The organism is Burkholderia cenocepacia (assembly GCF_900446215.1).
GTDB classification, from domain to species: Bacteria; Pseudomonadota; Gammaproteobacteria; order Burkholderiales; family Burkholderiaceae; genus Burkholderia; species Burkholderia cenocepacia.
Window position 1 is genome coordinate 357,078 of sequence record NZ_UAQZ01000003.1, and the last position, 22,349, is coordinate 379,426.

The window sequence follows — 22,349 nt, forward strand, 5'->3', positions numbered from 1 at the left end:
CATGGCTACTCAGTGGGAAGTCGTTATCGGTCTCGAGACGCACGCGCAACTGTCGACCGTCTCGAAGATTTTCTCGGGCGCATCGACGCAGTTCGGCGCCGAGCCGAACACGCAGGCGTGCCCGGTCGACCTGGCGCTGCCGGGCGTGCTGCCGGTGCTGAACCGCGGCGCGGTCGAGCGGGCGATCCGCTTCGGTCTCGCGATCGGCTCGACCATCGCGCCGCGCAGCATCTTCGCGCGCAAGAATTATTTCTACCCCGATCTGCCGAAGGGCTATCAGATCAGCCAGTACGAGATTCCGGTCGTGCAGGGCGGCCAGATCACGATCCAGGTGCCGGCCAACGAAAAGGCCGGCAAGGCTGCGTACGAGAAAACGGTCAACCTGACCCGCGCGCACCTCGAGGAAGATGCGGGCAAGTCGCTGCATGAAGACTTCGCCGGGATGACCGGGATCGACCTGAACCGCGCGGGCACGCCGCTGCTCGAGATCGTCACCGAGCCGGAAATGCGCAGCGCGGCCGAGGCCGTCGCGTACGCGAAGGCACTGCACGGGCTCGTCGTGTGGCTCGGCATCTGCGACGGCAACATGCAGGAAGGCTCGTTCCGCTGCGACGCGAACGTGTCGGTGCGCCCGGTCGGCCAGGAGAAGTTCGGCACGCGCGCGGAAATCAAGAACCTGAACTCGTTCCGGTTCCTCGAGGAAGCGATCAATTACGAAGTGCGTCGGCAGATCGAGCTGATCGAGGACGGCGGCGAAGTCGTGCAGGAAACGCGCCTCTACGATCCGGACAAGCGCGAGACGCGTTCGATGCGCAGCAAGGAAGACGCGCACGATTACCGCTACTTCCCCGATCCCGACCTGATGCCGCTCGTGATCGGCCAGGACTGGATCGAGCGCGTGCAGTCCGGCATGCCGGAACTGCCGGCCGCGATGCAGCAGCGCTTCGTCGACGAGTACGGCGTGTCCGCGTACGACGCGGGCGTGCTGACGTCGAGCAAGGCGATGGCCGCGTACTTCGAGGCGGTGGTCGCGAAGGCCGGCGCGGCGAATGCGAAGATCGCCGCGAACTGGCTGATGGGCGACGTGTCGTCGCAACTGAACCGCGACGGCATCGAGATCGACGCGATTCCCGTCTCGGCCGCGCAGCTCGCGCTGCTGCTGCAGCGCATCGCCGACGGCACGATCTCGAACAAGATCGCGAAGGAAATCTTCGCGACGATCTGGGACGAGAAGGCGACCGACGAAGGTGCGGCCGACCGCATCATCGACGCGAAGGGCCTGAAGCAGATCTCCGACACCGGCGCGCTGGAAGCGATCATCGACGAAGTGCTCGCGGCGAACGCGAAGTCGGTCGAGGAATTCCGCGCGGGCAAGGAAAAGGCGTTCAACGCGCTGATCGGCCAGGCGATGAAGGCGACCAAGGGCAAGGCCAATCCGCAGCAGGTCAACGAGCTGCTGAAGAAGAAGCTCGGCTGAGCATGCGCGCGCGCCTGAACCGCGCTTGACGACGGGCCGCTCCCGACCAGTTCGGGGCGGCCCGTCGCGTTTGGTGGATGCGTTATCGTATGCATCGCACCGTCCAACGGAGGAACGAATGGCGAAACAACCGTCGCTCGACGATTTCCGCGTGCCGTACAGCACGCGCGAGAAGGAAGCCGCCGCATTCAAGCTCGACGCGTTCGACCCGGCCGCGAAGCCGTTTTCGTCCGGCTCGAAGGAGGCCGACCGTGAACGGCTGTCGGTCGTGTCGACCGAGCTCGACGTGCAGCAGGAGCGCCTGCACACGCAGCAGAAGAAGCGCGTGCTGCTCGTGCTGCAGGGGATGGATACGAGCGGCAAGGACGGCACCGTGCGCGCGGTGTTTCGCGAGGTCGATCCGCTCGGCCTGCGCATCGTGCCGTTCAAGGCGCCGACGCCGATCGAGGCCGCGCACGACTTCCTGTGGCGCGTGCATGCGCAGGTGCCGGCGGCCGGCGAGCTCGCGATCTTCAACCGCAGCCACTACGAAGACGTGCTGGTGCCGCGCGTGCTCGGCGCGATCGGCGACAAGGAGTGCGAGCGCCGCTACCGGCAGATCCGCGATTTCGAGACGATGCTGTTCGAGAACGGCACGACGATCATCAAGTGCTTCCTGCACATCTCGAAGGACGAGCAGCGCGCGCGGTTGCAGGCGCGCATCGACGATCCGACCAAGCACTGGAAATTCGACATCGCCGATCTCGACGCGCGCAAGCACTGGGACGCCTACCAGTCCGCGTACCGCGACGCGCTCGCCGCGACGTCGGCCGAGCATGCGCCGTGGTACGTGATCCCGGCGAATTCGAAGACGCACCGCAACGTGATGATCGCCGAGCTGCTGCTGCGCACGATGACCGACATGAAGCTGGAATTCCCGCCGCCGAAGCCCGAGCTCGAAGGCGTGAAGATCCGTTAAGCTGCCCCCTGTAAAAATATCGAACTGAACGGAACCCGACATGATGCGAGTGATCACCGCCAACCTGAATGGCATCCGCTCCGCCGCGAAGAAGGGCTTCTTCGACTGGCTCGGCGAACAGAACGCCGATTGCGTGTGCGTGCAGGAAATCAAGGTATCGGCCGACGACCTGCCGGCCGAATTCGTCGAGCCGCACGGCTTCAAGAGCTATTTCCACCACGCCGAGAAGAAGGGCTACAGCGGCGCGGGCGTGTACAGCCGCCGCGAGCCCGATGACGTGATCATCGGTTTCGGCAGCAGCGAATTCGATCCCGAGGGGCGTTACGTCGAGGCGCGCTACGGCAAGCTGTCGGTCGTGTCGGTGTACGTGCCGTCCGGCTCGAGCGGCGAGGAGCGCCAGCAGGCGAAGTACCGCTTCATGGCCGAATTCATGCCGCACCTCGCCGCGCTGAAGAAGAAGCGCGAGGTGATCCTGTGCGGCGACGTGAACATCGTCCACAAGGAAATCGACATCAAGAACTGGAAGAGCAACCAGAAGAACTCGGGCTGCCTGCCGGAAGAGCGCGAGTGGCTCACGAAGCTGTTCGACGACGTCGGCTACGTCGACGTCTTCCGCACGCTCGACCCGCGTCCCGAGCAGTACACGTGGTGGAGCAACCGCGGCCAGGCGTACGCGAAGAACGTCGGGTGGCGGATCGATTACCAGATCGCGACCCCGGGCGTGGCCGGGACCGCGAAAAGCGCGTCGATCTTCAAGGACATCAAGTTCAGCGACCATGCGCCGCTGACGGTCGACTACGACTACCAGAAGTGATGGCCGGCGCTGCGCGCGCGCGCAGCCGCCGGGCCATTCATCCCGGTCGCCGGATGCAAAACGGGCCGCCTGTTCCGACAGGCGGCCCGTTTCGCTTGGGGCGGCGCTTACTGCTTGAGCGACGCCATGTCGATCACGAACCGGTACTTCACGTCGCTCTTCAGCATCCGCTCGTAGGCCGTGTTGATCTGCTGCATCGGAATCGTCTCGATATCGGACGTGATCCCGTGTTCCGCGCAGAAATCGAGCATTTCCTGCGTTTCCGCGATCCCGCCGATCAGCGAACCCGCGAGGCGGCGGCGCTTGAAGATCAGGTTGAACACCTGCGGCGACGGATGGTCGTGCTCCGGCGCGCCGACGAGCGTCATCGTGCCGTCGCGCTTGAGCAGGTGCAGGAACGGATTCAGGTCGTGCTGCGCGGCGACCGTGTTCAGGATGAAGTCGAAGCTGTTCAGGTGCGCGTTCATCTGCGCTTCATCCTTCGAGATCACGACTTCGTGCGCGCCGAGCCGCTTGCCGTCCTCGATCTTCGACGGCGACGTCGTAAACAGCACGACGTGCGCACCCATTGCGCGCGCCAGCTTCACACCCATGTGGCCGAGGCCGCCGAGACCGACGATGCCGACCTTCTTGCCGGGGCCGACGTTCCACTGCCGCAGCGGCGAGTAGGTCGTGATCCCCGCGCACAGCAGCGGCGCCGCGCCGGCCGGGTCGAGCGTGTCCGGCACGCGCAGCACGAACGCCTCGTCGACGACGAGCTGCGTCGAATAGCCACCGTACGTGATGTCGCCCGTCACGCGGTCCTGGCCGTTGTAGGTGCCGACGAAGCCGTTCTCGCAATACTGCTCGAGGCCTTCTTCGCAGCTCGCGCAGGTGCGGCACGAATCGACGAGACAGCCGACGCCGACCAGCTCGCCGACCTTGAAGCGCGACACCTGCGGGCCGGTCGCGGTCACGCGGCCGACGATTTCATGGCCGGGGACGACCGGGTAGATCGTGTTGCGCCATTCGTTGCGCGCCTGGTGAAGATCCGAGTGGCAGACGCCGCAGTAGAGGACGTCGATCTGGACGTCGAGGTCGCGCAGCGCGCGACGCTGGAATTCGAACGGGGCGAGCGGTGACTGCGCATCGGTCGCCGCGTAGGCATAGGTCGTACTCATGCAAGGGCTCCTTGTCCGGAAAACATCCGGCGAAACAGACTGCCGTCGCATCATGTGGCGATGCGGCGAGACAGGACGTCATCGTAAGGAGCGCGGCGCCGCGGCGAAATACACGAAGGTCTGGAAGATTTGCCTATTCCTCTCGAATTGCCCGCGAACAGCCGTCAAAATGCGTCCAAGGTGCTACATTGCGAGCCAGATTCTCTTGCCGGACAGGGCCGTACCGATGAGCTTCCAACCCCTTTTGGCCGACGCGGGCGAGCGCCTGCAGCGCCGCATGATCGAGCTGCACACGCGCCTCGCGCCGAACGAGGGCGACACGCTCGCGGCGCTCGACGGCGTGCGCTTCATCCGTGTGACCCATCCGGCGCCGCGCATGCCGGTGCTGTACGAGCCGAGCATCATCGTCGTGTGCCAGGGGCGCAAGCTCGGCTATCTCGGCGACCGCTCGTTCGTGTACGACGCGCAGCAGTATCTGGTGCTGTCGGTGCCGCTGCCGTTCGAATGCGAGACCTTCGCGAGCATGGACGAGCCGTTTCTCGCGATCTCGATCCGCGTCGATCTCGCGGTGATCGCCGAACTCGCGATCCTGCTCGACGAGACGCTCGGCGCGGCGGTCAGCGAGCCGCTCGGCGTCTATTCGACGCCGCTCGACGCGCCGTTGGCCGATGCCGTCGTGCGCCTGCTCGAAGCGCTCGCGTCGCCGCACGACACACGGGTGCTGGGGCCGGCGATCATGCGCGAGATCGCGTATCGCGTGCTGACTGGCGAGCAGGGCGACGCGATGCGCGCGGCGCTCGTGCAGCAGCATCATTTCGGTCGCATCGCGAAGGCGTTGCGGCGCATCCATGCGGAGCTGAAGGCCGATCTCGACGTCGAGACGCTCGCCCGCGAAGCCGGGATGAGCCTCGCGGTGTTTCACGCGCAGTTCAAGCACGTGACGGCGACATCGCCGATGCAGTACGTGAAGACCGCGCGGCTGCACCAGGCGCGGCTGATGATGGTGCGCGACGGGCTGGGCGCCGGCGCGGCGGCCGCGCGGGTCGGCTATGCGAGCGCGTCGCAGTTCAGCCGCGAGTTCAAGCGGCTGTTCGGCCGCAGCCCGGGAGACGAAGTGCGCTGGATGCGCGACAGCGGGGTGCGCCCGGCCATGGCCGACGTGGACGCGTAGCGTCCCGGCGCCGCGCGGCGGTTCAGCGTCGCACGATCTTGCGCCGCTGCGCGCTGATGCCCGCGTAGTCGGGCAGCGATTCGACGCGCTTGCCCGTTGCCTTCGCGTACAGCGGCATCAGGTCCGGCAGCCGGTTCAGCAGGTCCTGGCGGCGCGCGCTGCTGTACGGATGCGTGTAGATGAAGCCCGACGCCTTGTTCGCGCGGGTCGCGACCGCGAGCTTGTCCCACAGCGTGATCGCCGCGCGCGGATCGAAGCCCGCGCGGGCGGCGATGTCGCCGCCGATCACGTCGGCCTCGGTTTCGTCGGTCGGGTCGTAGTGGAGCGATTGCAGGCGCTCGCCGAGGTTCAGCGCCTGCGGCAGCGGATCGCCGACGCCGAACAGCGGCGGCAGCGCGGCCGCGCGCAGCGACGTCTGCGAGGTCACGCTGAAGTTGCTGCGCGCGTGTTCGCGCAGCGCATGGGCGATGCCGTGCGCGAGCAGCACGCCGAGCTCGTCGTCGTTCAGGCGCACCCGATCGAGCATGCCGCCGTACACGAGCACCTTGCCGCCCGGCAGGCAGGTCAGGCGGATGTCGCGCGAGCGGATCGCGTTCACGTCCCAGGCCCAGCTTTTCACGCGGTCGTTCCACTTCACCGAATACGGCGCGAGCTTCGCGACGATCGCGCGCAGCCGCTTCACGCGCGGCTGGTTCGCGCTCAGCAGCCGGTTGCTGTCGGCGGCCGCCTGGACGATCTGTGCGTATTCGTTCGCGGTGAGCTGTTCAAGCAGCGGCGACGGGATCAGCGTGCGGAATGCGATCGCGTTGCCGTAACGGACCTGCTGCGGCGTCGGCGTATAGGCCTTCGCGGGCACCGCGGCACCGGTCGGCTGCGCGCCTTCCGCGATGGACGGCGCGGCGGGCGCGGCCGCCGTCGCAGGCGCGGGCGGCGTCGCCGGCGCGGAGCCCGCCGCGGTCGCGCCGGTGTCGCTTGCGCAGGCGTCCATCGCGGCCAGTGCCGCGGCGCCGATGCTCAACGCAGCCGCGACGCGGGCGAGACGATGCAGGCGGTTACTGCGCACGGCTCGCCTCGCCGTCGCGTGCGGTACCGTTCCACGGCGCGATCCTGAACAGCAGCAGCATGCCGGGAATCGCGAGCGCGGTACACACGATGAAGTAGTCGAACCAGCCGATCTTCGCGACGATGAAGCCGCTCGCGGCCGACGCGAGCGTGCGCGGCACCGACGCGAGGCTCGTGAACAGCGCGAACTGCGTGGCCGTATAGCGCGGGTCGGTCGTGCTCGCGATATAGGCGACGAACGCGGCCATCGTCAGGCCGGTCGTGAAGGTCTCGAAGCCGTAGACGATCGCGAGCGCGACCGTCATCGGGCTGAATTGCGGCGTGACGGCGATGCCGAACACCGACAGCGCGGACGCGATCGCGTGACTCGTCGACACGGTGAAGTCGTACAGCATCGCGAGCACCGGCGAGCCGGGACCGAGCTGCGCGAGCCACGCGAAGCCGAGCGTCGACACCAGCTGCAGCGCGCCGAAGATCCACAGCCCGCGGCCGATGCCGATCTTCACGAGCCAGATGCCGCCGATGATGCCGCCCAGCACGCTCGCGACGAGCGCGGTGGTTTTCGCGACGATGCCGATCTCGGTGCGCGTGAAGCCGATGTCGAGGAAGAACGACGTCGACAGCGTGGTGGCCATCGTGTCGCCGATCTTGTACAGGAAGATGAACGCGATGACGAGCAGCGCGCCGGCCCAGCCGTCGCGCTGGATGAATTCGCGGAACGGCAGCACGATCGCGTCGCGCAGGTTGCGCGGCGGCGCGCCGACCACTTCCGGCTCGCGCACGACGAGCGTCATCAGGATGCCCGGCAGCATGAACGCGCCGGTGATCGCGAACACGGCGTCCCACGGCATGTGGTCGGACAGGATCAGCGCCAGTGAGCCGGGGATCAGCGCGGCGAGCTTGTACGCGTTCACGTGCACCGCGTTGCCGAGGCCCTGCTCGGTGTCGCGCAGCAGCTCGCGGCGGTACGCGTCGATCACGATGTCGGCGCTCGCACCGAAGAACGCGACGAGCGTGGTGAGCGCGGCAACCGTCCAGATCGAGTCGCGCGGCGACACGAAGCCGAGCGCGGCGATCGCGCCCGCGACCAGCAGCTGCGTGAGCAGCAGCCAGCCGCGCCGGCGGCCCGGCCGCCAGCCGGGCAGGCGCGGGATGTAGCGGTCCATCAGCGGCGCCCACAGGAATTTCCACGTATACGGGAACTGGATCAGCGCGAACAGGCCGATTTCCTTCAGGTTCACGCCTTCGGAGCGCAGCCATGCCTGCACGAGGTAGACGAGCGTGAAGAGGGGCAGACCCGACGTGAAACCCAGGAACACGCAGATCAGCATGTGCGTGTTCAGATAGGCTCGCCAGCCGGGGTGATCCTCGTGAGCGGTGAGTGCGGGCGCCTCGTGTGGCGTTTTCGACATGGACTGGAACTGGGTAGCGTTGACTGATGGCGGCGGCAGCGCAGGCGGCGCGAGCGGCGCACGAGGGGCGACCGCTCGCGCGTGCGGACCGGAGCTTCCGTCAACGGCCCCCCGGCTCAGCTGCGCTTGACGCGGTAGACAGCAAGACTACCACGCCAGTTCGCTCCCCATCGAATCGGCTGGCCTTCGTGCAGCACGATGCGGTCGAGAATCGTGACGCCGACCTCGGGCGCGAGCGCCTCGAAATCCTTGATCGTCAGCACCCGCACGTTCGGCGTGTTGTGCCACTGGTAAGGCAGCGACTTCGACACCGGCATGCGGCCGCGCAGCACCGACAGCCGGTGCGCCCAGTAGCCGAAGTTCGGGAACGACACGATGCATTCGCGCCCGACCCGCGCGGTTTCGCGCAGGATCGCGGCGGTCTGGTGAATCGTCTGCAGCGTCTGCGACAGGATCGCGATGTCGAAGCTGTGGTCCTCGAACAGGCGCAGGCCGTCCTCGAGGTTCTGCTGGATCACGTTGATGCCGTTCTTCGTGCTCGCGAGCACGCCCGCGTCGTTCAGCTCGATCCCGTAGCCGGTGACGTCCAGCTCTTCCATCAGCAGCGACAGCAGCGAGCCGTCGCCGCAGCCGAGGTCGAGCACGGTCGCACGCGGCTCGACCCAGCGCGCGATCGCGCGGAAGTCCGCGCGCGCGGACAGGGAATTCAGCGCTTGCTGGTTCATGCTCCCACCTCGTTGGCGATTCGTTCGTAATACGCGCGGATCAGGTTGTGATAACGCGCATCGTCGAGCAGGAACGCATCGTGGCCGTGCGGCGCATCGATTTCCGCGTAGCTGACCGTGCGCTTGTTGTCGAGCAGCGCCTTCACGATCTCGCGCGAGCGCGCGGGCGCGAAGCGCCAGTCGGTCGAGAAGCTCGCGATCAGGTACTTCGCCTGCGTGTGCGCGAGCGCGGCCGTCAGGTTGCCGTCGAACGCCTTCGCCGGATCGAAGTAGTCGAGCGCGCGCGTGATCAGCAGGTAGGTGTTCGCGTCGAAGTAGTCGGCGAACTTGTCGCCCTGGTAGCGCAGGTACGACTCGACCTCGAACTCGACGTCGAAGCTGAAGTTGTACGCGTCGAGCGCGCCGTCGGCGCGGCGCAGCGCCCGGCCGAATTTCTCGGCCATGTCGTCGTCGGACAGGTACGTGATGTGGCCGATCATCCGCGCGACGCGCAGGCCGCGCTTCGGCTTCACGCCGTGCGCGTAGTAGTCGCCGCCGTGGAAATCGGGATCGGACAGGATCGCCGAGCGCGCGACCTCGTTGAATGCGATGTTCTGCGCGGACAGCTTCGGCGTCGACGCGATGTCGATGCAGTGCGCGACGCGTTCCGGATACATCAGGCTCCACGCGAGCGCCTGCATGCCGCCGAGGCTGCCGCCCATCACCGCGGCGAAGCGCTCGATGCCGAATGCGTCGGCGACGCGCGCTTGCGCATGCACCCAGTCCTCGACGGTGACCACCGGGAACTTCGCGCCGTACGGCTTGCCGGTCGACGGATCGATGCTCATCGGTCCGGTCGAGCCGAAACACGAGCCGAGGTTGTTCACGCCGATCACGAAGAAGCGGTTGGTGTCGAGCGGCTTGCCCGGGCCGACCATGTTGTCCCACCAGCCGGTGCTGCGCGGATCGTCCGCGTAGACGCCGGCGACGTGGTGCGACGCGTTGAGCGCGTGGCAGACGAGCACCGCGTTCGAGCGCGCGGCGTTGAGCTCGCCGTACGTCTCGACGACGAGCTGATAGTTGCCGATCACGCTGCCGCTTTGCAAGCGCAGCGGTTCGGCGAAGTGCATGGTCTGTGGAGCGACGATGCCGATCGATTCCATTCGTTCCGCCTTATGACTGGGCGGCTAAATGGTGTCGGCGATGCGCGGAGGCGAAGGTGCGCGGCTGACGACCTCTTTAGCCGCATTTGTAGTGAACCGCCAGGGCGAACGCACAGCCACGCCCTGGCCGGTTCGCGCGCCCGCAATCGAGTCAGCAAATCGGCGCGCTTCCGACCTGCCGCCCGTGGGGCGACAGTCGGCAAAGTATAGCGGAAATTGCGAGGCCCGGATTCGGGCGCATGGCGGGGCGCGCCGTCATGCGTCGGTCACTGCAGGATCAGCCGCAGATGCGCATCGGCCTGCTCGCCCGGCGGCTTCTGGAACCCGCCTTTCGCGAACCGATGCCACCGGCCGATCACGTAGCTGACGAGCAGGCTCGCGCGGGCGCCGGGATCGTAGTCGGCGGGCAGCACGAACGGCGTCGCGCCGTCCTGCGGCGCATTCGCCTCGGTACGCGCGACGCGCAGGCATTGCTTGACGGTCGCCTCGATCCGGTCGAGCAGCTGGTTCACGCGCTCGGTGAGCCGCTCGTCCTCGCCGACCAGCGCCTCGCCGGTCAGCACGCGCGTCATGCCGGGGTTCTTCGCGGCGAAATTGAGCATCGTCAACGCGATCGTGCGGGCCTGCAGCACGCCGTTCGGCTCTTTCGCGACGATCTGGTTGACGAGCCCGAACAGCGCCTGTTCGATGAACTCGATCAACCCTTCGTACATCTTCGCCTTGCTGGTGAAGTGCCGATACAGCGCGGCCTCCGACACGTCGAGCCGGGCCGCGAGCGCGGCGGTGGTGATTTTCTCGGGTTTCGGGGCCTCGAGCATCGCCGCGAGCGTCTGCAGGATCATGACGCGGCGCTCGCCTGGCTTCGGGCGCGGGCGCGAGGGTGTGGCCTGGCCTTCCGTTACGGCTTGGTCCTGCGGGTAAGTCGGCTGCATTTTTGTCGCCCCGATCGTGTGCCCAGTCGCAGCGATTTTAACGAACGAATGCGCTGGTCGACATAATGCGGACGTCCGGTCGCCGGCAGATGGCCGGGCAAGTGGCCGGTGATCCATATCGTGCCGATGCCCAGACGCTTGTAGCGTTTCAGGTGGCCGCGCGTATCCTCGACGAGGATCGCGTCGGCGAGCCGTGCGTGCGCGGCGCGCAGCGTCCGGCGCAGCATCGTGTGATCGGGCTTCGCGCGCCACGTGCGGCGGTCGCGCATGTGCTCGATCGCGATCACGCGCTCGAACAGCCGCTCGATGCCCAGCTCGCGCAGCACCGCGCGCGCATAGTTTTCCGGCGCGTTGGTCAGGATCAGCTTGCGGCCCGGCAGCGCGGCGACGATCCGCGCGAGGCCGCGCTCGGCCCGCACCATCGCGGGCAGGTCGGAAAACGTGTGGACCACGCGCAGGAAATCGTGCGGGTCGATCGGGTGATGGCGCGTAAGACCGAGCAGCGCGGCGCCGTAGCGCTCGGTGTAGCCGGTGCGCAGGCGGTCGGCTTCGGCGCGCCCGACCTGCAGCGCGTCGATGATGTATTGCGTCATCGCACGGTTGATCTCGGGAAAGATCGCATGCGATGCGTGGTGCAGCGTGTTGTCCAGATCGAACAACCAGACCGGCGCGCCGGCGCGCGGCCGGCTGCGCGAGATGCGCCGGCGCCGCAGCGGGGCCGGCAGGTCGGGGCGGGCAGGCGGGCGGCGCGCGCTCAATGCGAGCGGATCATCGTGCCGAACGGCTGCTCGGTCAGGATTTCCAGCAGCACCGAATGCTCGATCCGGCCGTCAACGATGTGCACCGACTTCACGCCGCTCTTCGCGGCGTCGAGCGCCGACGAGATCTTCGGCAGCATGCCGCCGGAGATCGTGCCGTCCTCGAACAGCGCGTCGATCTCGCGCGCGGACAGGTCGGTCAGCAGGTTGCCGTCCTTATCCATCACGCCCGGGATGTTGGTCATCATCAGCAGCTTCTCGGCGTTCAGCACCGTGGCGAGCTTGCCTGCGACCAGATCCGCGTTGATGTTGTACGACAGGCCGTCTTCACCGAAGCCGATCGGCGAGATCACCGGGATGAACGCGTCGTCCTGCAGCGCCTTCACGACCGCCGGGTTGATCGCCTCGACTTCGCCGACCTGGCCGATGTCGATGTACTGGCCCGGGTTGTCGCGGTCCGGCATCAGCAGCTTGCGCGCGTGGATCAGGCCGCCGTCCTTGCCCGTCAGGCCCACCGCGTGGCCGCCGAAGTGGTTGATCAGCATCACGATGTCCTGCTGCACTTCGCCGCCCAGCACCCATTCGACGACTTCCATCGTCTCTTCGTCGGTGACGCGCATGCCCTGGATGAAGGTGCCGGCCTTGCCGATCTTCTTCAGCGCGTGATCGATCTGCGGACCGCCGCCGTGGACGATCACCGGATTGATGCCGACCAGTTTCAACAGGATCACGTCGCGCGCGAAGCCTTGCTTGAGCCGCTCTTCCGTCATCGCGTTGCCGCCGTATTTGATGACCACGCTCTTGCCGTGGTAACGACGGATGTACGGCAGCGCCTCCGCGAGGATTTCTGCTTTCAGCGTGGGGGCGATCTGCGAGAGGTCGATGGGCTCGGACATGGCGGCGGCTCTGGCTGGGAACGGTTGAAACAGGCCGAATTGTACAGGAGTGGCGCAGCGCAGCATCGGGTTTTTGGGCCGATCGGAACACCGGCGGCGCGCCGCGGCATCGCACGCGGCGGCCCGCCGGCTATGGCGCGGCGCGATTCGGGCGGCGCTCGCACGGGCGACACCGGCGGGCTGGCGCGCGCGTGTTTGCGGTGGAGCCTGGTCAGGCGGCCGACGTGCAAAATCCGGCCGCCGCGCTATGCTTGTCGCGTGGGGCGATGTCCCGCCCGCTTCCGCGATTGCGCCATGACCGATTCCGCCGCCGACGCCCGTTCCGCTCCGCGCCGTGCGCGCTGCCCGCGCTGCGGGCGCGGCTTCGACTGCGGCGCGCACACGCAGCCGTTCGACTGCTGGTGCGCGTCGATGCCGGTGCCGCCCGGCGGTACGCCCCCCGCGGCCGGCGCGCGGTGCCGGTGCCCCGAGTGTCTGGCCGACGAGATCGCGCAGCGCATGGCCGGCGCGGCCGGTTGACGGTGCTGCGCCACGCACGCGCCTCGCCCGTTCGCGTGCGCCGATCCGGCCCCGCTAGAGGCGCCGGGCGCTAAACGGGTAAACTGCTCGGATGCAACGAATCACCACCACCGGGCGCGTCAACCTCAGTCACCTGTTCTGGCTCCGTAATCTCGCGATCATCGGCCAGCTCGTGACGATCGGCGTTGTGCAGACCTATTTCGGCGTGCATCTGCCGTTGCCGGCGATGCTGATGGTCATCGCGCTCGAAATCGTTTTCAACGCGCTGACCTGGGTGCGCGTGCTGCGTGCGCGGCCCGAGACCAATTTCGAGCTGCTCGGCCAGCTGTGGGTCGACCTTGGTGCGCTGTCCGCGCTGCTGTTCCTGTCGGGCGGGACGACCAACCCGTTCGTGTCGCTGTACCTGCCGTCGCTCGCGATCGCGGCGGCCGTGCTGCCGTGGCACCTGATGATCTGGCTCGCGGCGTTCGCGGTCGCCTGCTACGCGGCGCTCGGCTTCGACTCGGTGCCGCTCAACATGGACAACCCGGCGAACCTGTTCGATTACTACCGTACCGGCATGTGGGCGAACTTCATGGTCAGCGTCGGGCTGATCGCGTGGTTCGTCGCGCGCATGTCGAATGCGCTGCGCCAGCGCGACGCGGCGCTCGGCGAGGCGCAGGCGCATCTGCTGCGCGACGAGCGGGCCGTCGCGCTCGGCGTGCAGGCCGCCACCGTCGCGCATGAAATGGGCACGCCGCTGTCGACGATCGCGATGCTCGCCGAGGAGTTGCGCGACGCGGCGCGCGCCGATCCTGGGCTGGCGCGCTACGAGGCCGACCTGAAGGTGCTCGAGGAACAGATGACGCTGTGCACGTCGGCGCTCGCGCGCCTGCGCAGCCGCGCGAGCGCGCCGGCGAGCCGCCAGCCGGTGGACGACTGGCTCGACACGTTCGTCGAGCACTGGCGCCTGCGGCATCCGCACGTGCAGTTCGAACTGCTCGGCGCGCGCCCGGCCGGCGTCGCGCTCGACGATACGGTCGCGGCCGGCCAGATCCTGACGATCCTGCTCGACAACGCCGCGCGCGCGAGCCCGCAGCGCGTGACGCTTGCCGCGAAGGTCGCGCACGATCGCGCGGCCGACGAAATCGAATTCGAGGTATGCGACGATGGGCCGGGCATTCCGGCCGCGCTGCGCGAATCGCTCGGCGCGATGCCGGTCGACAGCACGCAGGGTGGGCACGGCGTCGGCCTGTATCTCGCGTTCAGTGCGGCCGCGCGGCTCGGCGGCGAGATCGAACTGTCCGATGTCACGCCGCGCGCGGCGGGCGGCAACGGGCGCGCCGGCGGTGCGGCAAATGGCCACGCGGCGGCGGCCTCGGGACAACGCGCGGGATCACGCACGGGTGCACCGGCAGCCGAACGGCCAGCCGGCACGCCGGACAGCCGCCCGGCCGGCGCCGCGGCCGGGCGCGGCACGCGGGCCGTGCTGCGCCTGCCGGTCGTGCGCGTCGCGATGCCGGCGGCCTCAACCAACACGTAGACGGAGAAACCCCATGAGCGAGAACAATTTCCTGGTGATCGACGACAACGAGGTGTTCGCGGGCACGCTCGCGCGCGGCCTCGAGCGCCGCGGTTACGCGGTCCAGCAGGCGCACGACAAGGAGGCGGCGCTCCGGCTCGCCGCGGGCGGCAAGTTCCAGTTCATCACCGTCGACCTGCATCTCGGCGAGGATTCGGGGCTGAGCCTGATCGCGCCGTTGTGCGACCTGCAGCCCGATGCGCGCATTCTCGTGCTGACCGGCTACGCGAGCATCGCGACCGCCGTGCAGGCCGTGAAGGAAGGCGCCGACAACTATCTCGCGAAGCCGGCGAACGTCGAGTCGATCCTGGCCGCGCTGCAGACCAACGCGACCGAAGTGCAGGCCGAAGAAGCGCTTGAGAATCCGGTCGTGCTGTCGGTGGACCGGCTCGAATGGGAGCACATTCAGCGCGTGCTGGCCGAGAACAACAACAACATCTCGGCGACCGCGCGCGCGCTGAACATGCACCGCCGCACGCTGCAGCGCAAGCTCGCGAAGAAGCCGGTGCGGCAGTAAGCGGCGCACCAACGAAAACGGGCGACCCCCGAAGGGGCCGCCCGCTTCTCATCCGGCGCCGCGCGCGTTACAGCACGTAGCGCGACAGGTCTTCGTCCTGCGACACTTCGCCGAGCGCGCGGTCGACATACTTCGCGTCGATCGTCACGCGCTCGCCGGCGTGGTTGCCCGCCGAGAACGACACTTCCTCGAGCAGCTTCTCGATCACCGTGTACAGCCGGCGCGCGCCGATGTTCTCGGTTTTCTCGTTGACCGCGAACGCGATCTCGGCGAGGCGCCGGATGCCGTCGTCGGCGAATTCGAGCTGCACGTCTTCGGTCGCGAGCAGCGCCTGGTACTGCTTGACGAGGCTCGCGTCGGTCGCGACGAGGATTGCCTCGAAGTCGTTTACCGACAGCGAATCGAGCTCGACGCGGATCGGGAAGCGGCCCTGCAGTTCGGGAATCAGGTCGCTCGGTTTCGCGAGGTGGAACGCGCCGCTCGCGATGAACAGGATGTGATCGGTCTTCACCATCCCGTACTTCGTGTTGACCGTCGTGCCTTCGACGAGCGGCAGCAGGTCGCGCTGCACGCCCTGGCGCGACACTTCGCCGCCGCTGCCTTCGTTGTTGCGCGACGTGATCTTGTCGATCTCGTCGAGGAACACGATGCCGTTCTGCTCGACGTTCTGCACGGCCTTCGTCTTCACTTCCTCTTCGTTCAGCATCTTCGCCGCTTCCTCGTCGGTCAGCAGCTTCAGCGCTTCCTTGATCTTCACCTTGCGGCGCTGCTTCTTGCCGCTGCCGAGGTTCGAGAACATCGAGCGGATCTGCTCGGTCATCTCTTCCATCCCCGGCGGCGCCATGATGTCCATGCCGACCGACGGCTGCTCGAGGTCGAGCTCGACTTCCTTGTCGTCGAGCTGACCTTCGCGCAGGCGCTTGCGGAAGGTCTGGCGCGTCGCGTTGTTGTCGTCGTTCGCGTGCTCGGCGTTGCCGCCGAAGCCCACCGCGCGCGGTTGCGGCAGCAGGATGTCGAGGATGCGGTCTTCCGCCTGGTCGGTCGCCTTGCTGCGCACCTTGCGCATTTCGGCTTCACGCGTCTGCTTGACCGAGATCTCAATCAGGTCGCGCACGATGCTGTCGACGTCGCGGCCGACGTAGCCGACTTCGGTGAACTTGGTCGCTTCGATCTTGATGAACGGCGCGTCGGCGAGCTTCGCGAGGCGGCGCGCGATTTCGGTCTTGCCGACGCCCGTCGGCCCGATCATCAGGATGTTCTTCGGCGTGATTTCCTGGCGCAGCGGGTCGGCGACCTGCTGGCGGCGCCAGCGATTGCGCAGCGCGACGGCGACGGCCTTCTTCGCCTTCGCCTGGCCGATGATGTGCTTGTCGAGTTCCGAGACGATCTCGGCAGGGGTCATGGTGCTCATGGGGTGTCCTTACTCGATCGTTTCGATGATGCGGTTGTGGTTCGTGTAGATGCACATGTCGCCGGCGATCCCGAGCGACTTCTCGACGATTTCGCGCGGCGACAGGTCGGTGTTCTCGACGAGCGCGCGGGCCGCGGCCTGCGCGTACGCGCCGCCCGAGCCGATCGCGCAGATGCCGCCTTCGGGGTCGAGCACGTCGCCGTTGCCGGTGATCACGAGCGTGGTGGTGGCATCGGCCGTGATCAGCATCGCCTCGAGGCGGCGCAGCATCCGGTCGGTGCGCCAGTCCTTCGCGAGCTCGACGGCCGCGCGGGTCAGGTTGCCCTGGTGCTTCTCGAGCTTCGCCTCGAAGCGGTCGAGCAGCGAGAACGCATCGGCGGTGCCGCCCGCGAATCCGACCAGTACCTGGTTGTTGTAGATCCGCCGCACTTTCCGCGCGCCACCCTTCATGACGATGTTGCCGAGGGTTACCTGGCCGTCGCCGCCGAGCGCGACCTTGTCGCCGCGCCGGACCGAAACGATGGTCGTGCCGTGAAATTGCTCCATCTGCGTTCCTTGAGAAAAACGGGGAAGAGTCGGGCGGCGCGACGCGCCGCCGCGTGAATCCGCAGTGCGCCGGGGAGCGGCCCGGCGCGCGTCCGTTTCATTTTAGGGCGGGCGCCGGGATATCAAGAGGGGGAGGCAAATCGGCCGGCAGCCGGGAACCGGTGCCGGAAAACAAAAAGCGCGCGGCAGGCCGCGCGCTTTCGGGAAGCAGCGTGTCTGAGCGGAATACCGCTCGATCAGTCGCCGAACAGCTTCTGGCGCAGCTCGCGGCGCTCCTGCGCCTCGAGCGACAGCGTGGCGGTCGGACGCGCGAGCAGGCGCGGAATGCCGATCGGCTCGCCGGTTTCCTCACACCAGCCGTAATCGCCGGAATCGATGCGGGCGAGCGACTGCTGAACCTTCTTGAGGAGCTTGCGTTCGCGATCGCGCGTACGCAGCTCGAGCGCGTGCTCTTCCTCGATCGTCGCGCGGTCGGCGGGATCGGGGACGATCACCGTCTCGCGCAGGTTCTCGGTCGTCTGGCCTGCATTCTTGAGGATGTCCGCCTGCAACTGTTCGAGCCGATTTTTGAAGAAGGCGAGCTGATCCTCATTCATGTAATCCTTGTCGCTCATCTTCAGGATTTCGGCTTCGGTCAAGAGTTTCTTCGTCATCTGCTTGCTTCTTCAATGTGCGGCAAATCAAGAGATATTGCCTGCACTTTGGGATTACCCGCAACCGCGCTTGCAATCATTTGCGATTTGCCGCCGCGGGGCCGAAAGCCTCTGGAAAACCGGTTCTCAAATACCAGGATAGGCCTGGCGCGGATTTGCGCGCGCTGCGAACCGGTGTGCTGCGCGGCAGATCGCATCGGCCGCGGCCGGGAGGCGGATGGGCGATCCGGCGCGGTTGCGATGCCCGGAAAACTGGTTCAGCAAGAACCGGGCCTGTTTGTTGCCGTACTCCAGCGGGCACGTATTGTAACTGAATCGCAAGCGGCCGCCGTATCGGGTCGATCCCCGTCGGCCGCGCCAATATCTAGAAAATATAACGCGCAAATCGCGAAAAAGCGATGACGGCGAAACCCTGCCCGGAAAAGGCGTCGCGCGGCTGCCGCAGCCGCCTGCGAAGGCGGCCGGCAGCGGGGTGCGGCAGGCGCCCGCGCGGGTCAGGCGAGGCAGGCGTCGAGGCCGTCGGTGATCAGGTCCTGCGGCAGGTCGACGCCGATGAACACCATCTTGTTGGTTTTCTTCTCGACCGGCAGCCACTTCGCCGCGAGGTCGCTGCCCATCATCTGGTGCACGCCCTGGAACACGACCTTGCGGTCGACGCCCTTCATGTACAGCACGCCCTTGTAGCGCAGCATGCGCTCGCCGTAGATCTGCAGGATGCCGCCGAGGAAGTCTTCCAGCTTGTTCGGATCGAACGGGCGGTCGTTGCGGTACACGAACGACTTGATCTTGTCGTCGTGGTGCGCGTGGTGATGGTTGTGGTGGCCGTGGTCGTGATCGTGCGCGCATTGGCCGTGATCGTGGTCGCAATTCGCGTGATCGTGATCATGGTCGTGATCGTGGTGGTGGTGCGCGTGATCGTCCTCGGCGAGGAAATCGGGATCGATCTCGAGCTTCGCGTTCAGGTTGAAGCCGCGCAGGTCGAAGATTTCCTTGATGTCCGCTTCGCCGAAATTCACGACCTTGATCGCGGCCTTCGGGTTCATGTGCATCAGGCGGTGCTTGAGGCCCGCGACGGTCTGGTCGTCGACGAGGTCCGACTTCGTGATGAACAGGCGGTCGGCGAAACCGACCTGGCGCTGCACCACTTCGTGTTCGTCGAGCTGCGCGTTCGCGTGCTTCGCGTCGACCAGCGTGATGACCGCGTCGAGCAGGAAATCGTCGGCGATTTCGCTGTCGATGAAGAACGTTTGTGCGACGGGGCCCGGGTTCGCGAGGCCGGTCGTCTCGATCACGATGCGGTCGAAGTCGAGCTTGCCTTCGCGCTTCTTCGCGGCCAGATCGCCGAGCGCGCGGGCGAGGTCGCCGCGGATCGTGCAGCAGATGCAGCCGTTGCTCATCTGGATGATCTGCTCGTTCGAATCCTGCACGAGGATTTCGTTGTCGATGTTCTCTTCGCCGAACTCGTTCTCGATCACGGCGATCTTCATGCCGTGCTGTTCGTTCAGGATGCGCTTGAGCAGCGTCGTCTTGCCGCTGCCGAGGAAGCCGGTAAGGATGGTGACGGGAGTGGCCATGTCGGTCGCCTGTGGTTCGTGAATCGGGGTCAAAACCAGGATGTGCGTCGCGCCCTCGCGCTGCGAGCCGGGGCGCACAACCATCCATTGAAACATACCTGTCAAGCCCCCGCCCATCGTCCGGACGACAGGGGCGAGGCGCGGCCCGACAGGCGGAGCTGGCGGACCGGGTGTCCGCCAAGATCGGGGCGATCAGACGATTTGCAACAGCAGGCCCTTCAGATATTCGCCTTCCGGGAACGCGGCGAGCAGCGGATGATCGACGCCCGCGCCGAGCCGCTTCAGGATCCGCGCGTCGACCTTCGCGTCGGCGGCCGCGCCCGCGACGATCTTCTGGAACAGGTCCATGTCGATCGCGCCCGAGCACGAGTACGTGAACAGCAGGCCGCCCGGACGCAGCAGCCTGAAACCGCTCAGGTTGATGTCCTTGTACGCGCGCGCCGCGCGATCGACGCTGTCGCGGGTCGGCGCGAACTTCGGCGGATCGAGCACGATCAGGTCGAATCGTTCGCCTTCGTCGACGAGGCGGCGCAGCGTCTTGAACGCATCGGCGTCGAGCCAGGTCGCGCGTTCGGCGTCGAAGCCGTTGGCCACGACGTTCTGCTGCGCGAGCGCGAGCGCATCGCCCGACGAGTCGATCGACACGACGCGTTTCGCGCCGCCCTTGAGCGCCGCGAGCGAGAAGCCGCCGGTGTAGCAGAAGCAGTTCAGCACGTCGCGGTCGGCCGCGTACTGCGCGACGAGCGCGCGGTTGTCGCGCTGGTCGACGTAGAAGCCCGTCTTGTGGCCGTTCGGCACGTCGACGTGATAGCGCACGCCGTTTTCGTTCGAGATCAGCGTCGCGGGCGGCGCGTCGCCGGCCAGCACGCCGGTCGTCTGTTCGAGCCCTTCCTTGTCGCGGATCGACACGTCCGAGCGCTCGTACACGTTCGGGCAGCCGGTCGCGCCGGTGAGCGCCGCGACGATCGCGTCCTTCCACGCTTCGACGCCCGCGGCCATGAACTGGCAGACGAGCTGGCCGCGCGGCGCGGCGCCGGCCTCCGCGGTGTCCGCGACGTAGTAGTCGACGATCAGCCCCGGCAGCCCGTCGGCTTCGCCGAACACGAGCCGCACCGCGCCCGTGCCCGACACCATCGTCGTGCGGTGCGCGACCGCGCGCTGCACGCGGCGCTTGAAGAACGCGTGATCGATCGGCTCGTGCTCGTCGAAGCTCCACACCCGCACGCGGATCTGCGACTGCGGGCTGTACGCGCCGCGCGCGAGGAAGCGGCCGTCGTGCGCGCGCACGAGCACGGTCGCGCCGGGCGCGGGCTTGCCGTCGACGCGGTCGATCGCATTGGCGTAGATCCACGGATGGCGGCGCAGCAGCGATTTTTCCTTGGACGGCTTGAGGGTGACGGTTTGCATGATGAGATCGAAATGGGCCGGGCGCGGCGCCGGCCGATGCCGGCCGCCGCGCGTGGCGGGTAACACGGGACGCGCGTCAGTCGCGCTTCTTCGCGCGCGGATGCGCGCTGTCGTAAATCTTCGCGAGATGCTGGAAGTCGAGCGACGTATAGACCTGCGTCGCGGCGACGCTCGCGTGGCCGAGCAGTTCCTGCACCGCGCGCAGGTCGCCGCTCGACTGCAGCACGTGCGTCGCGAACGAGTGGCGCAACACGTGCGGGTGGACGTTGGCGGGGATGCCGGCGGCGAGCGCCGCGCGCTTCACGCGCTCGCGCACGACGCCCGGCGACATCCGGTTGCCGCGCACCGACACGAACAGCGGATGCGGATCGTGCTTCACGAATTCGCCGCGCACCGCGAGCCACGCGTTCAGCGCGTCGATCGCCTTGCGGCCGACCGGCACCTTGCGCTCCTTGTTGCCCTTGCCGCGCACGGTGACTTCGGCTTCGGCGAGATCGAGCCAGCCGGCCGAGCGGTAGCCGTCGGCCTGCGTGTACGTCACGTCCAGCCCGATCAGCTCGGCGAGGCGCAGCCCCGACGAATAGAACAGCTCGAGGATCGCGTGATCGCGGATGCCTTCGGTCGTGCCGGCGAGCGGCGCGTCCATCAGCGCGGATGCGTCGTCGACCGACAGCGCCTTCGGCAGCGTTTTCGGGCGCTTCGGCGCGCGCACCGCGGCCACCGGGTTCGCGGGCATCTCGATGCGTTGCGCGAGCCAGCGGTAGAACGCGCGCCACGCGGAGAGCCGGTGCGAGATCGAGCGCGCGGACAGCCCGCCCGCATGCGCGCGGGCGACCGCGCCGCGCATGTCGGCGGCGGTCAGCGCGTCGAGCGGCCGGCCGGCCGCGAGCTTCTTCAGTTCGTCGAGTTCGTGCGTGTACGCGCGCAGCGTGTGTTCCGACAGCTGCCTGACGTGCTTCAGGTTCGACAGGTAGGCGGCGATCGGATCGTCGGTCATCGCGTGCGGCGGATCAGTGCGGCAGCAGGCGCGTGAGCGCGGCGCTCGCGAGCGTCGCGATCTGTGCGAGGAAGTCGGTGGCCATCCCGTCGTGGAAGCGGCGCGGATCGGGCGAACCGAGGACCAGCAGGCCGAACGCGGGCGCATCGTTGCCGGCGAGCGGCGCGCGCAGCGCGAGCAGTGCGACCGACGCGGCCGAGCCGTCGCCGGCCGGCGCGGCTTCGGTGCCTTCCGCGGCGCTCGCGGCCGGGGCGGCGAGCGCGGGCGCGAGCCACTGGGCGGCTTCGAAGCCCGTGTTCGCGCCGCAGTACGGCGTCGACAGGCCGTTCGTGAACAGGCGCACTTCCTCGCCGACCTGGCGCGCGAAGTCGGCTTGCGCGTAGGTGTCGGCGACGTCCCACACGCGCAGCGCCGTCTGCGGCACGTCGAACACGTCGGCGATGCCGTCGGCGATCGTGCGCGGCAGCGCGTACGGATCGCGCTCCGCGATCACGCGCGCGGTCCAGCGGCTGAATTTCGCGGACAGGCTGTCGTTCTCGTGGCCGTAGCGCACGAGTTCGGCGAGCCGGCGCTCGAGGTGCTTGTTCTTGTCGCGCAGCATCTCCATCTGCCGCTCCTGCAGCGAGATCGCGGCCTTGCCGTGCGGGTTCGCGAGAC

At 67.4% G+C, this 22,349-nt stretch carries 22 protein-coding genes; 7 read left to right on the forward strand and 15 right to left on the reverse strand.

Annotated features, from left to right (window positions below; genetic code table 11):
• Position 1: 1 nt before the first annotated feature.
• The 3 genes from gatB to DTA15_RS12415 all read left to right on the forward strand — a co-directional run bounded on the left by gatB (position 2) and on the right by DTA15_RS12415 (position 3,249).
• Positions 2 to 1,477, forward strand: a complete 1,476-nt coding sequence (gene gatB, locus DTA15_RS12405) for an Asp-tRNA(Asn)/Glu-tRNA(Gln) amidotransferase subunit GatB (RefSeq protein WP_006482505.1) — start codon at positions 2 to 4, stop codon at positions 1,475 to 1,477.
• A gap of 118 nt (positions 1,478 to 1,595) precedes the next feature.
• On the forward strand, positions 1,596 to 2,435 hold the full coding sequence (locus DTA15_RS12410; RefSeq protein ID WP_006482508.1) for a polyphosphate kinase 2 family protein: 840 nt from the start codon (positions 1,596 to 1,598) through the stop codon (positions 2,433 to 2,435).
• Positions 2,436 to 2,475: 40 nt separating this feature from the next.
• Positions 2,476 to 3,249, forward strand: a complete 774-nt coding sequence (locus DTA15_RS12415; protein ID WP_006482503.1) for an exodeoxyribonuclease III — start codon at positions 2,476 to 2,478, stop codon at positions 3,247 to 3,249.
• A gap of 107 nt (positions 3,250 to 3,356) precedes the next feature.
• Here the strand turns inward: DTA15_RS12415 and DTA15_RS12420 are convergent, their stop codons facing one another.
• Positions 3,357 to 4,409, reverse strand: coding sequence for an NAD(P)-dependent alcohol dehydrogenase (locus tag DTA15_RS12420; protein WP_006482506.1), 1,053 nt, complete (start codon positions 4,407 to 4,409; stop codon positions 3,357 to 3,359).
• Between the two features lie 226 nt (positions 4,410 to 4,635).
• On the opposite strand from DTA15_RS12420, the gene DTA15_RS12425 reads away from it, so the two are divergent.
• Positions 4,636 to 5,580: an AraC family transcriptional regulator gene (locus DTA15_RS12425; RefSeq protein WP_012492335.1), complete on the forward strand. Its 945-nt coding sequence runs from the start codon at positions 4,636 to 4,638 to the stop codon at positions 5,578 to 5,580.
• Between the two features lie 22 nt (positions 5,581 to 5,602).
• Here the strand turns inward: DTA15_RS12425 and DTA15_RS12430 are convergent, their stop codons facing one another.
• The 7 genes from DTA15_RS12430 to argB form a co-directional block, all read right to left on the reverse strand.
• The gene (locus DTA15_RS12430; protein ID WP_012492336.1) at positions 5,603 to 6,643 is read right to left on the reverse strand and encodes a M48 family metallopeptidase; all 1,041 of its coding nucleotides are present in this window, start codon (positions 6,641 to 6,643) and stop codon (positions 5,603 to 5,605) included.
• Entirely contained in the window at positions 6,633 to 8,054 is a 1,422-nt protein-coding gene (locus DTA15_RS12435) for an AmpG family muropeptide MFS transporter (RefSeq protein WP_006484646.1), read from the reverse strand. The genes DTA15_RS12430 and DTA15_RS12435 overlap by 11 nt, the downstream gene beginning before the upstream one ends.
• A gap of 116 nt (positions 8,055 to 8,170) precedes the next feature.
• Complete coding sequence (metW, locus tag DTA15_RS12440; protein ID WP_006484645.1) at positions 8,171 to 8,779, reverse strand: methionine biosynthesis protein MetW; 609 nt, start codon at positions 8,777 to 8,779, stop codon at positions 8,171 to 8,173.
• Positions 8,776 to 9,921, reverse strand: coding sequence for a homoserine O-succinyltransferase MetX (metX, locus tag DTA15_RS12445; protein ID WP_006484643.1), 1,146 nt, complete (start codon positions 9,919 to 9,921; stop codon positions 8,776 to 8,778). The genes metW and metX overlap by 4 nt, the downstream gene beginning before the upstream one ends.
• A gap of 266 nt (positions 9,922 to 10,187) precedes the next feature.
• Entirely contained in the window at positions 10,188 to 10,853 is a 666-nt protein-coding gene (gene slmA, locus DTA15_RS12455) for a nucleoid occlusion factor SlmA (protein WP_012492337.1), read from the reverse strand.
• Positions 10,820 to 11,611 (reverse strand): pyrimidine 5'-nucleotidase, encoded by a 792-nt coding sequence (locus DTA15_RS12460; RefSeq protein ID WP_006495545.1) that lies wholly within the window; start codon positions 11,609 to 11,611, stop codon positions 10,820 to 10,822. Before DTA15_RS12460 ends, slmA begins: the two co-directional genes overlap by 34 nt.
• Positions 11,608 to 12,507, reverse strand: coding sequence for an acetylglutamate kinase (gene argB / locus DTA15_RS12465; protein WP_012492338.1), 900 nt, complete (start codon positions 12,505 to 12,507; stop codon positions 11,608 to 11,610). Before argB ends, DTA15_RS12460 begins: the two co-directional genes overlap by 4 nt.
• A gap of 294 nt (positions 12,508 to 12,801) precedes the next feature.
• Between argB and DTA15_RS12475 the strand changes: the two genes are divergently transcribed.
• The 3 genes from DTA15_RS12475 to DTA15_RS12485 all read left to right on the forward strand — a co-directional run bounded on the left by DTA15_RS12475 (position 12,802) and on the right by DTA15_RS12485 (position 15,104).
• Positions 12,802 to 13,026 carry a cysteine-rich CWC family protein gene (locus DTA15_RS12475; protein ID WP_006495544.1) on the forward strand — a complete coding sequence of 75 codons (225 nt, stop codon included), beginning with the start codon at positions 12,802 to 12,804 and terminating at the stop codon, positions 13,024 to 13,026.
• Positions 13,027 to 13,117: 91 nt separating this feature from the next.
• A complete protein-coding gene (locus DTA15_RS12480) occupies positions 13,118 to 14,548 on the forward strand; it encodes an ATP-binding protein (protein ID WP_006495543.1) in 1,431 nt (476 codons plus the stop codon).
• Between the two features lie 13 nt (positions 14,549 to 14,561).
• Positions 14,562 to 15,104 (forward strand): response regulator transcription factor, encoded by a 543-nt coding sequence (locus tag DTA15_RS12485; RefSeq protein ID WP_006483687.1) that lies wholly within the window; start codon positions 14,562 to 14,564, stop codon positions 15,102 to 15,104.
• Between the two features lie 67 nt (positions 15,105 to 15,171).
• Here DTA15_RS12485 and hslU read toward each other — a convergent pair whose 3' ends face one another.
• From hslU to DTA15_RS12530, 7 genes are all read right to left on the reverse strand, one after another.
• Positions 15,172 to 16,515, reverse strand: coding sequence for an ATP-dependent protease ATPase subunit HslU (gene hslU, locus DTA15_RS12490; RefSeq protein WP_006483681.1), 1,344 nt, complete (start codon positions 16,513 to 16,515; stop codon positions 15,172 to 15,174).
• 9 nt (positions 16,516 to 16,524) lie between these two features.
• Positions 16,525 to 17,061: an ATP-dependent protease subunit HslV gene (gene hslV / locus DTA15_RS12495; RefSeq protein WP_006483683.1), complete on the reverse strand. Its 537-nt coding sequence runs from the start codon at positions 17,059 to 17,061 to the stop codon at positions 16,525 to 16,527.
• A 236-nt stretch (positions 17,062 to 17,297) separates the two neighbouring features.
• Positions 17,298 to 17,714, reverse strand: a complete 417-nt coding sequence (dksA, locus tag DTA15_RS12500) for an RNA polymerase-binding protein DksA (RefSeq protein WP_006477498.1) — start codon at positions 17,712 to 17,714, stop codon at positions 17,298 to 17,300.
• A 494-nt stretch (positions 17,715 to 18,208) separates the two neighbouring features.
• Positions 18,209 to 19,288: a CobW family GTP-binding protein gene (locus DTA15_RS12515; protein WP_012492339.1), complete on the reverse strand. Its 1,080-nt coding sequence runs from the start codon at positions 19,286 to 19,288 to the stop codon at positions 18,209 to 18,211.
• A 192-nt stretch (positions 19,289 to 19,480) separates the two neighbouring features.
• Complete coding sequence (locus DTA15_RS12520) at positions 19,481 to 20,695, reverse strand: class I SAM-dependent rRNA methyltransferase (RefSeq protein ID WP_006495541.1); 1,215 nt, start codon at positions 20,693 to 20,695, stop codon at positions 19,481 to 19,483.
• Positions 20,696 to 20,771: 76 nt separating this feature from the next.
• Positions 20,772 to 21,692 (reverse strand): tyrosine recombinase XerC, encoded by a 921-nt coding sequence (gene xerC / locus DTA15_RS12525; RefSeq protein WP_006483686.1) that lies wholly within the window; start codon positions 21,690 to 21,692, stop codon positions 20,772 to 20,774.
• A 13-nt stretch (positions 21,693 to 21,705) separates the two neighbouring features.
• A partial coding sequence (locus DTA15_RS12530) for a DUF484 family protein (RefSeq protein ID WP_111990720.1) occupies positions 21,706 to 22,349 on the reverse strand: 644 nt, incomplete at its 5' end.

What these genes read in the sequence shown, in the direction of transcription:
- DTA15_RS12425 (WP_012492335.1), top strand. Translation starts at nt 4,636, where the DNA reads ATGAGCTTCCAACCCCTTTTGGCCGACGCGGGCGAGCGCCTGCAGCGC.
- DTA15_RS12515 (WP_012492339.1), bottom strand. Translation starts at nt 19,288, where the DNA reads ATGGCCACTCCCGTCACCATCCTTACCGGCTTCCTCGGCAGCGGCAAG.
- dksA (WP_006477498.1), bottom strand. Translation starts at nt 17,714, where the DNA reads ATGACGAAGAAACTCTTGACCGAAGCCGAAATCCTGAAGATGAGCGAC.
- metW (WP_006484645.1), bottom strand. Translation starts at nt 8,779, where the DNA reads ATGAACCAGCAAGCGCTGAATTCCCTGTCCGCGCGCGCGGACTTCCGC.
- hslU (WP_006483681.1), bottom strand. Translation starts at nt 16,515, where the DNA reads ATGAGCACCATGACCCCTGCCGAGATCGTCTCGGAACTCGACAAGCAC.
- metX (WP_006484643.1), bottom strand. Translation starts at nt 9,921, where the DNA reads ATGGAATCGATCGGCATCGTCGCTCCACAGACCATGCACTTCGCCGAA.
- slmA (WP_012492337.1), bottom strand. Translation starts at nt 10,853, where the DNA reads ATGCAGCCGACTTACCCGCAGGACCAAGCCGTAACGGAAGGCCAGGCC.
- DTA15_RS12420 (WP_006482506.1), bottom strand. Translation starts at nt 4,409, where the DNA reads ATGAGTACGACCTATGCCTACGCGGCGACCGATGCGCAGTCACCGCTC.
- hslV (WP_006483683.1), bottom strand. Translation starts at nt 17,061, where the DNA reads ATGGAGCAATTTCACGGCACGACCATCGTTTCGGTCCGGCGCGGCGAC.
- DTA15_RS12485 (WP_006483687.1), top strand. Translation starts at nt 14,562, where the DNA reads ATGAGCGAGAACAATTTCCTGGTGATCGACGACAACGAGGTGTTCGCG.
- DTA15_RS12475 (WP_006495544.1), top strand. Translation starts at nt 12,802, where the DNA reads ATGACCGATTCCGCCGCCGACGCCCGTTCCGCTCCGCGCCGTGCGCGC.
- DTA15_RS12480 (WP_006495543.1), top strand. Translation starts at nt 13,118, where the DNA reads ATGCAACGAATCACCACCACCGGGCGCGTCAACCTCAGTCACCTGTTC.
- gatB (WP_006482505.1), top strand. Translation starts at nt 2, where the DNA reads ATGGCTACTCAGTGGGAAGTCGTTATCGGTCTCGAGACGCACGCGCAA.
- DTA15_RS12520 (WP_006495541.1), bottom strand. Translation starts at nt 20,695, where the DNA reads ATGCAAACCGTCACCCTCAAGCCGTCCAAGGAAAAATCGCTGCTGCGC.
- argB (WP_012492338.1), bottom strand. Translation starts at nt 12,507, where the DNA reads ATGTCCGAGCCCATCGACCTCTCGCAGATCGCCCCCACGCTGAAAGCA.
- DTA15_RS12410 (WP_006482508.1), top strand. Translation starts at nt 1,596, where the DNA reads ATGGCGAAACAACCGTCGCTCGACGATTTCCGCGTGCCGTACAGCACG.
- DTA15_RS12415 (WP_006482503.1), top strand. Translation starts at nt 2,476, where the DNA reads ATGATGCGAGTGATCACCGCCAACCTGAATGGCATCCGCTCCGCCGCG.
- DTA15_RS12435 (WP_006484646.1), bottom strand. Translation starts at nt 8,054, where the DNA reads ATGTCGAAAACGCCACACGAGGCGCCCGCACTCACCGCTCACGAGGAT.
- xerC (WP_006483686.1), bottom strand. Translation starts at nt 21,692, where the DNA reads ATGACCGACGATCCGATCGCCGCCTACCTGTCGAACCTGAAGCACGTC.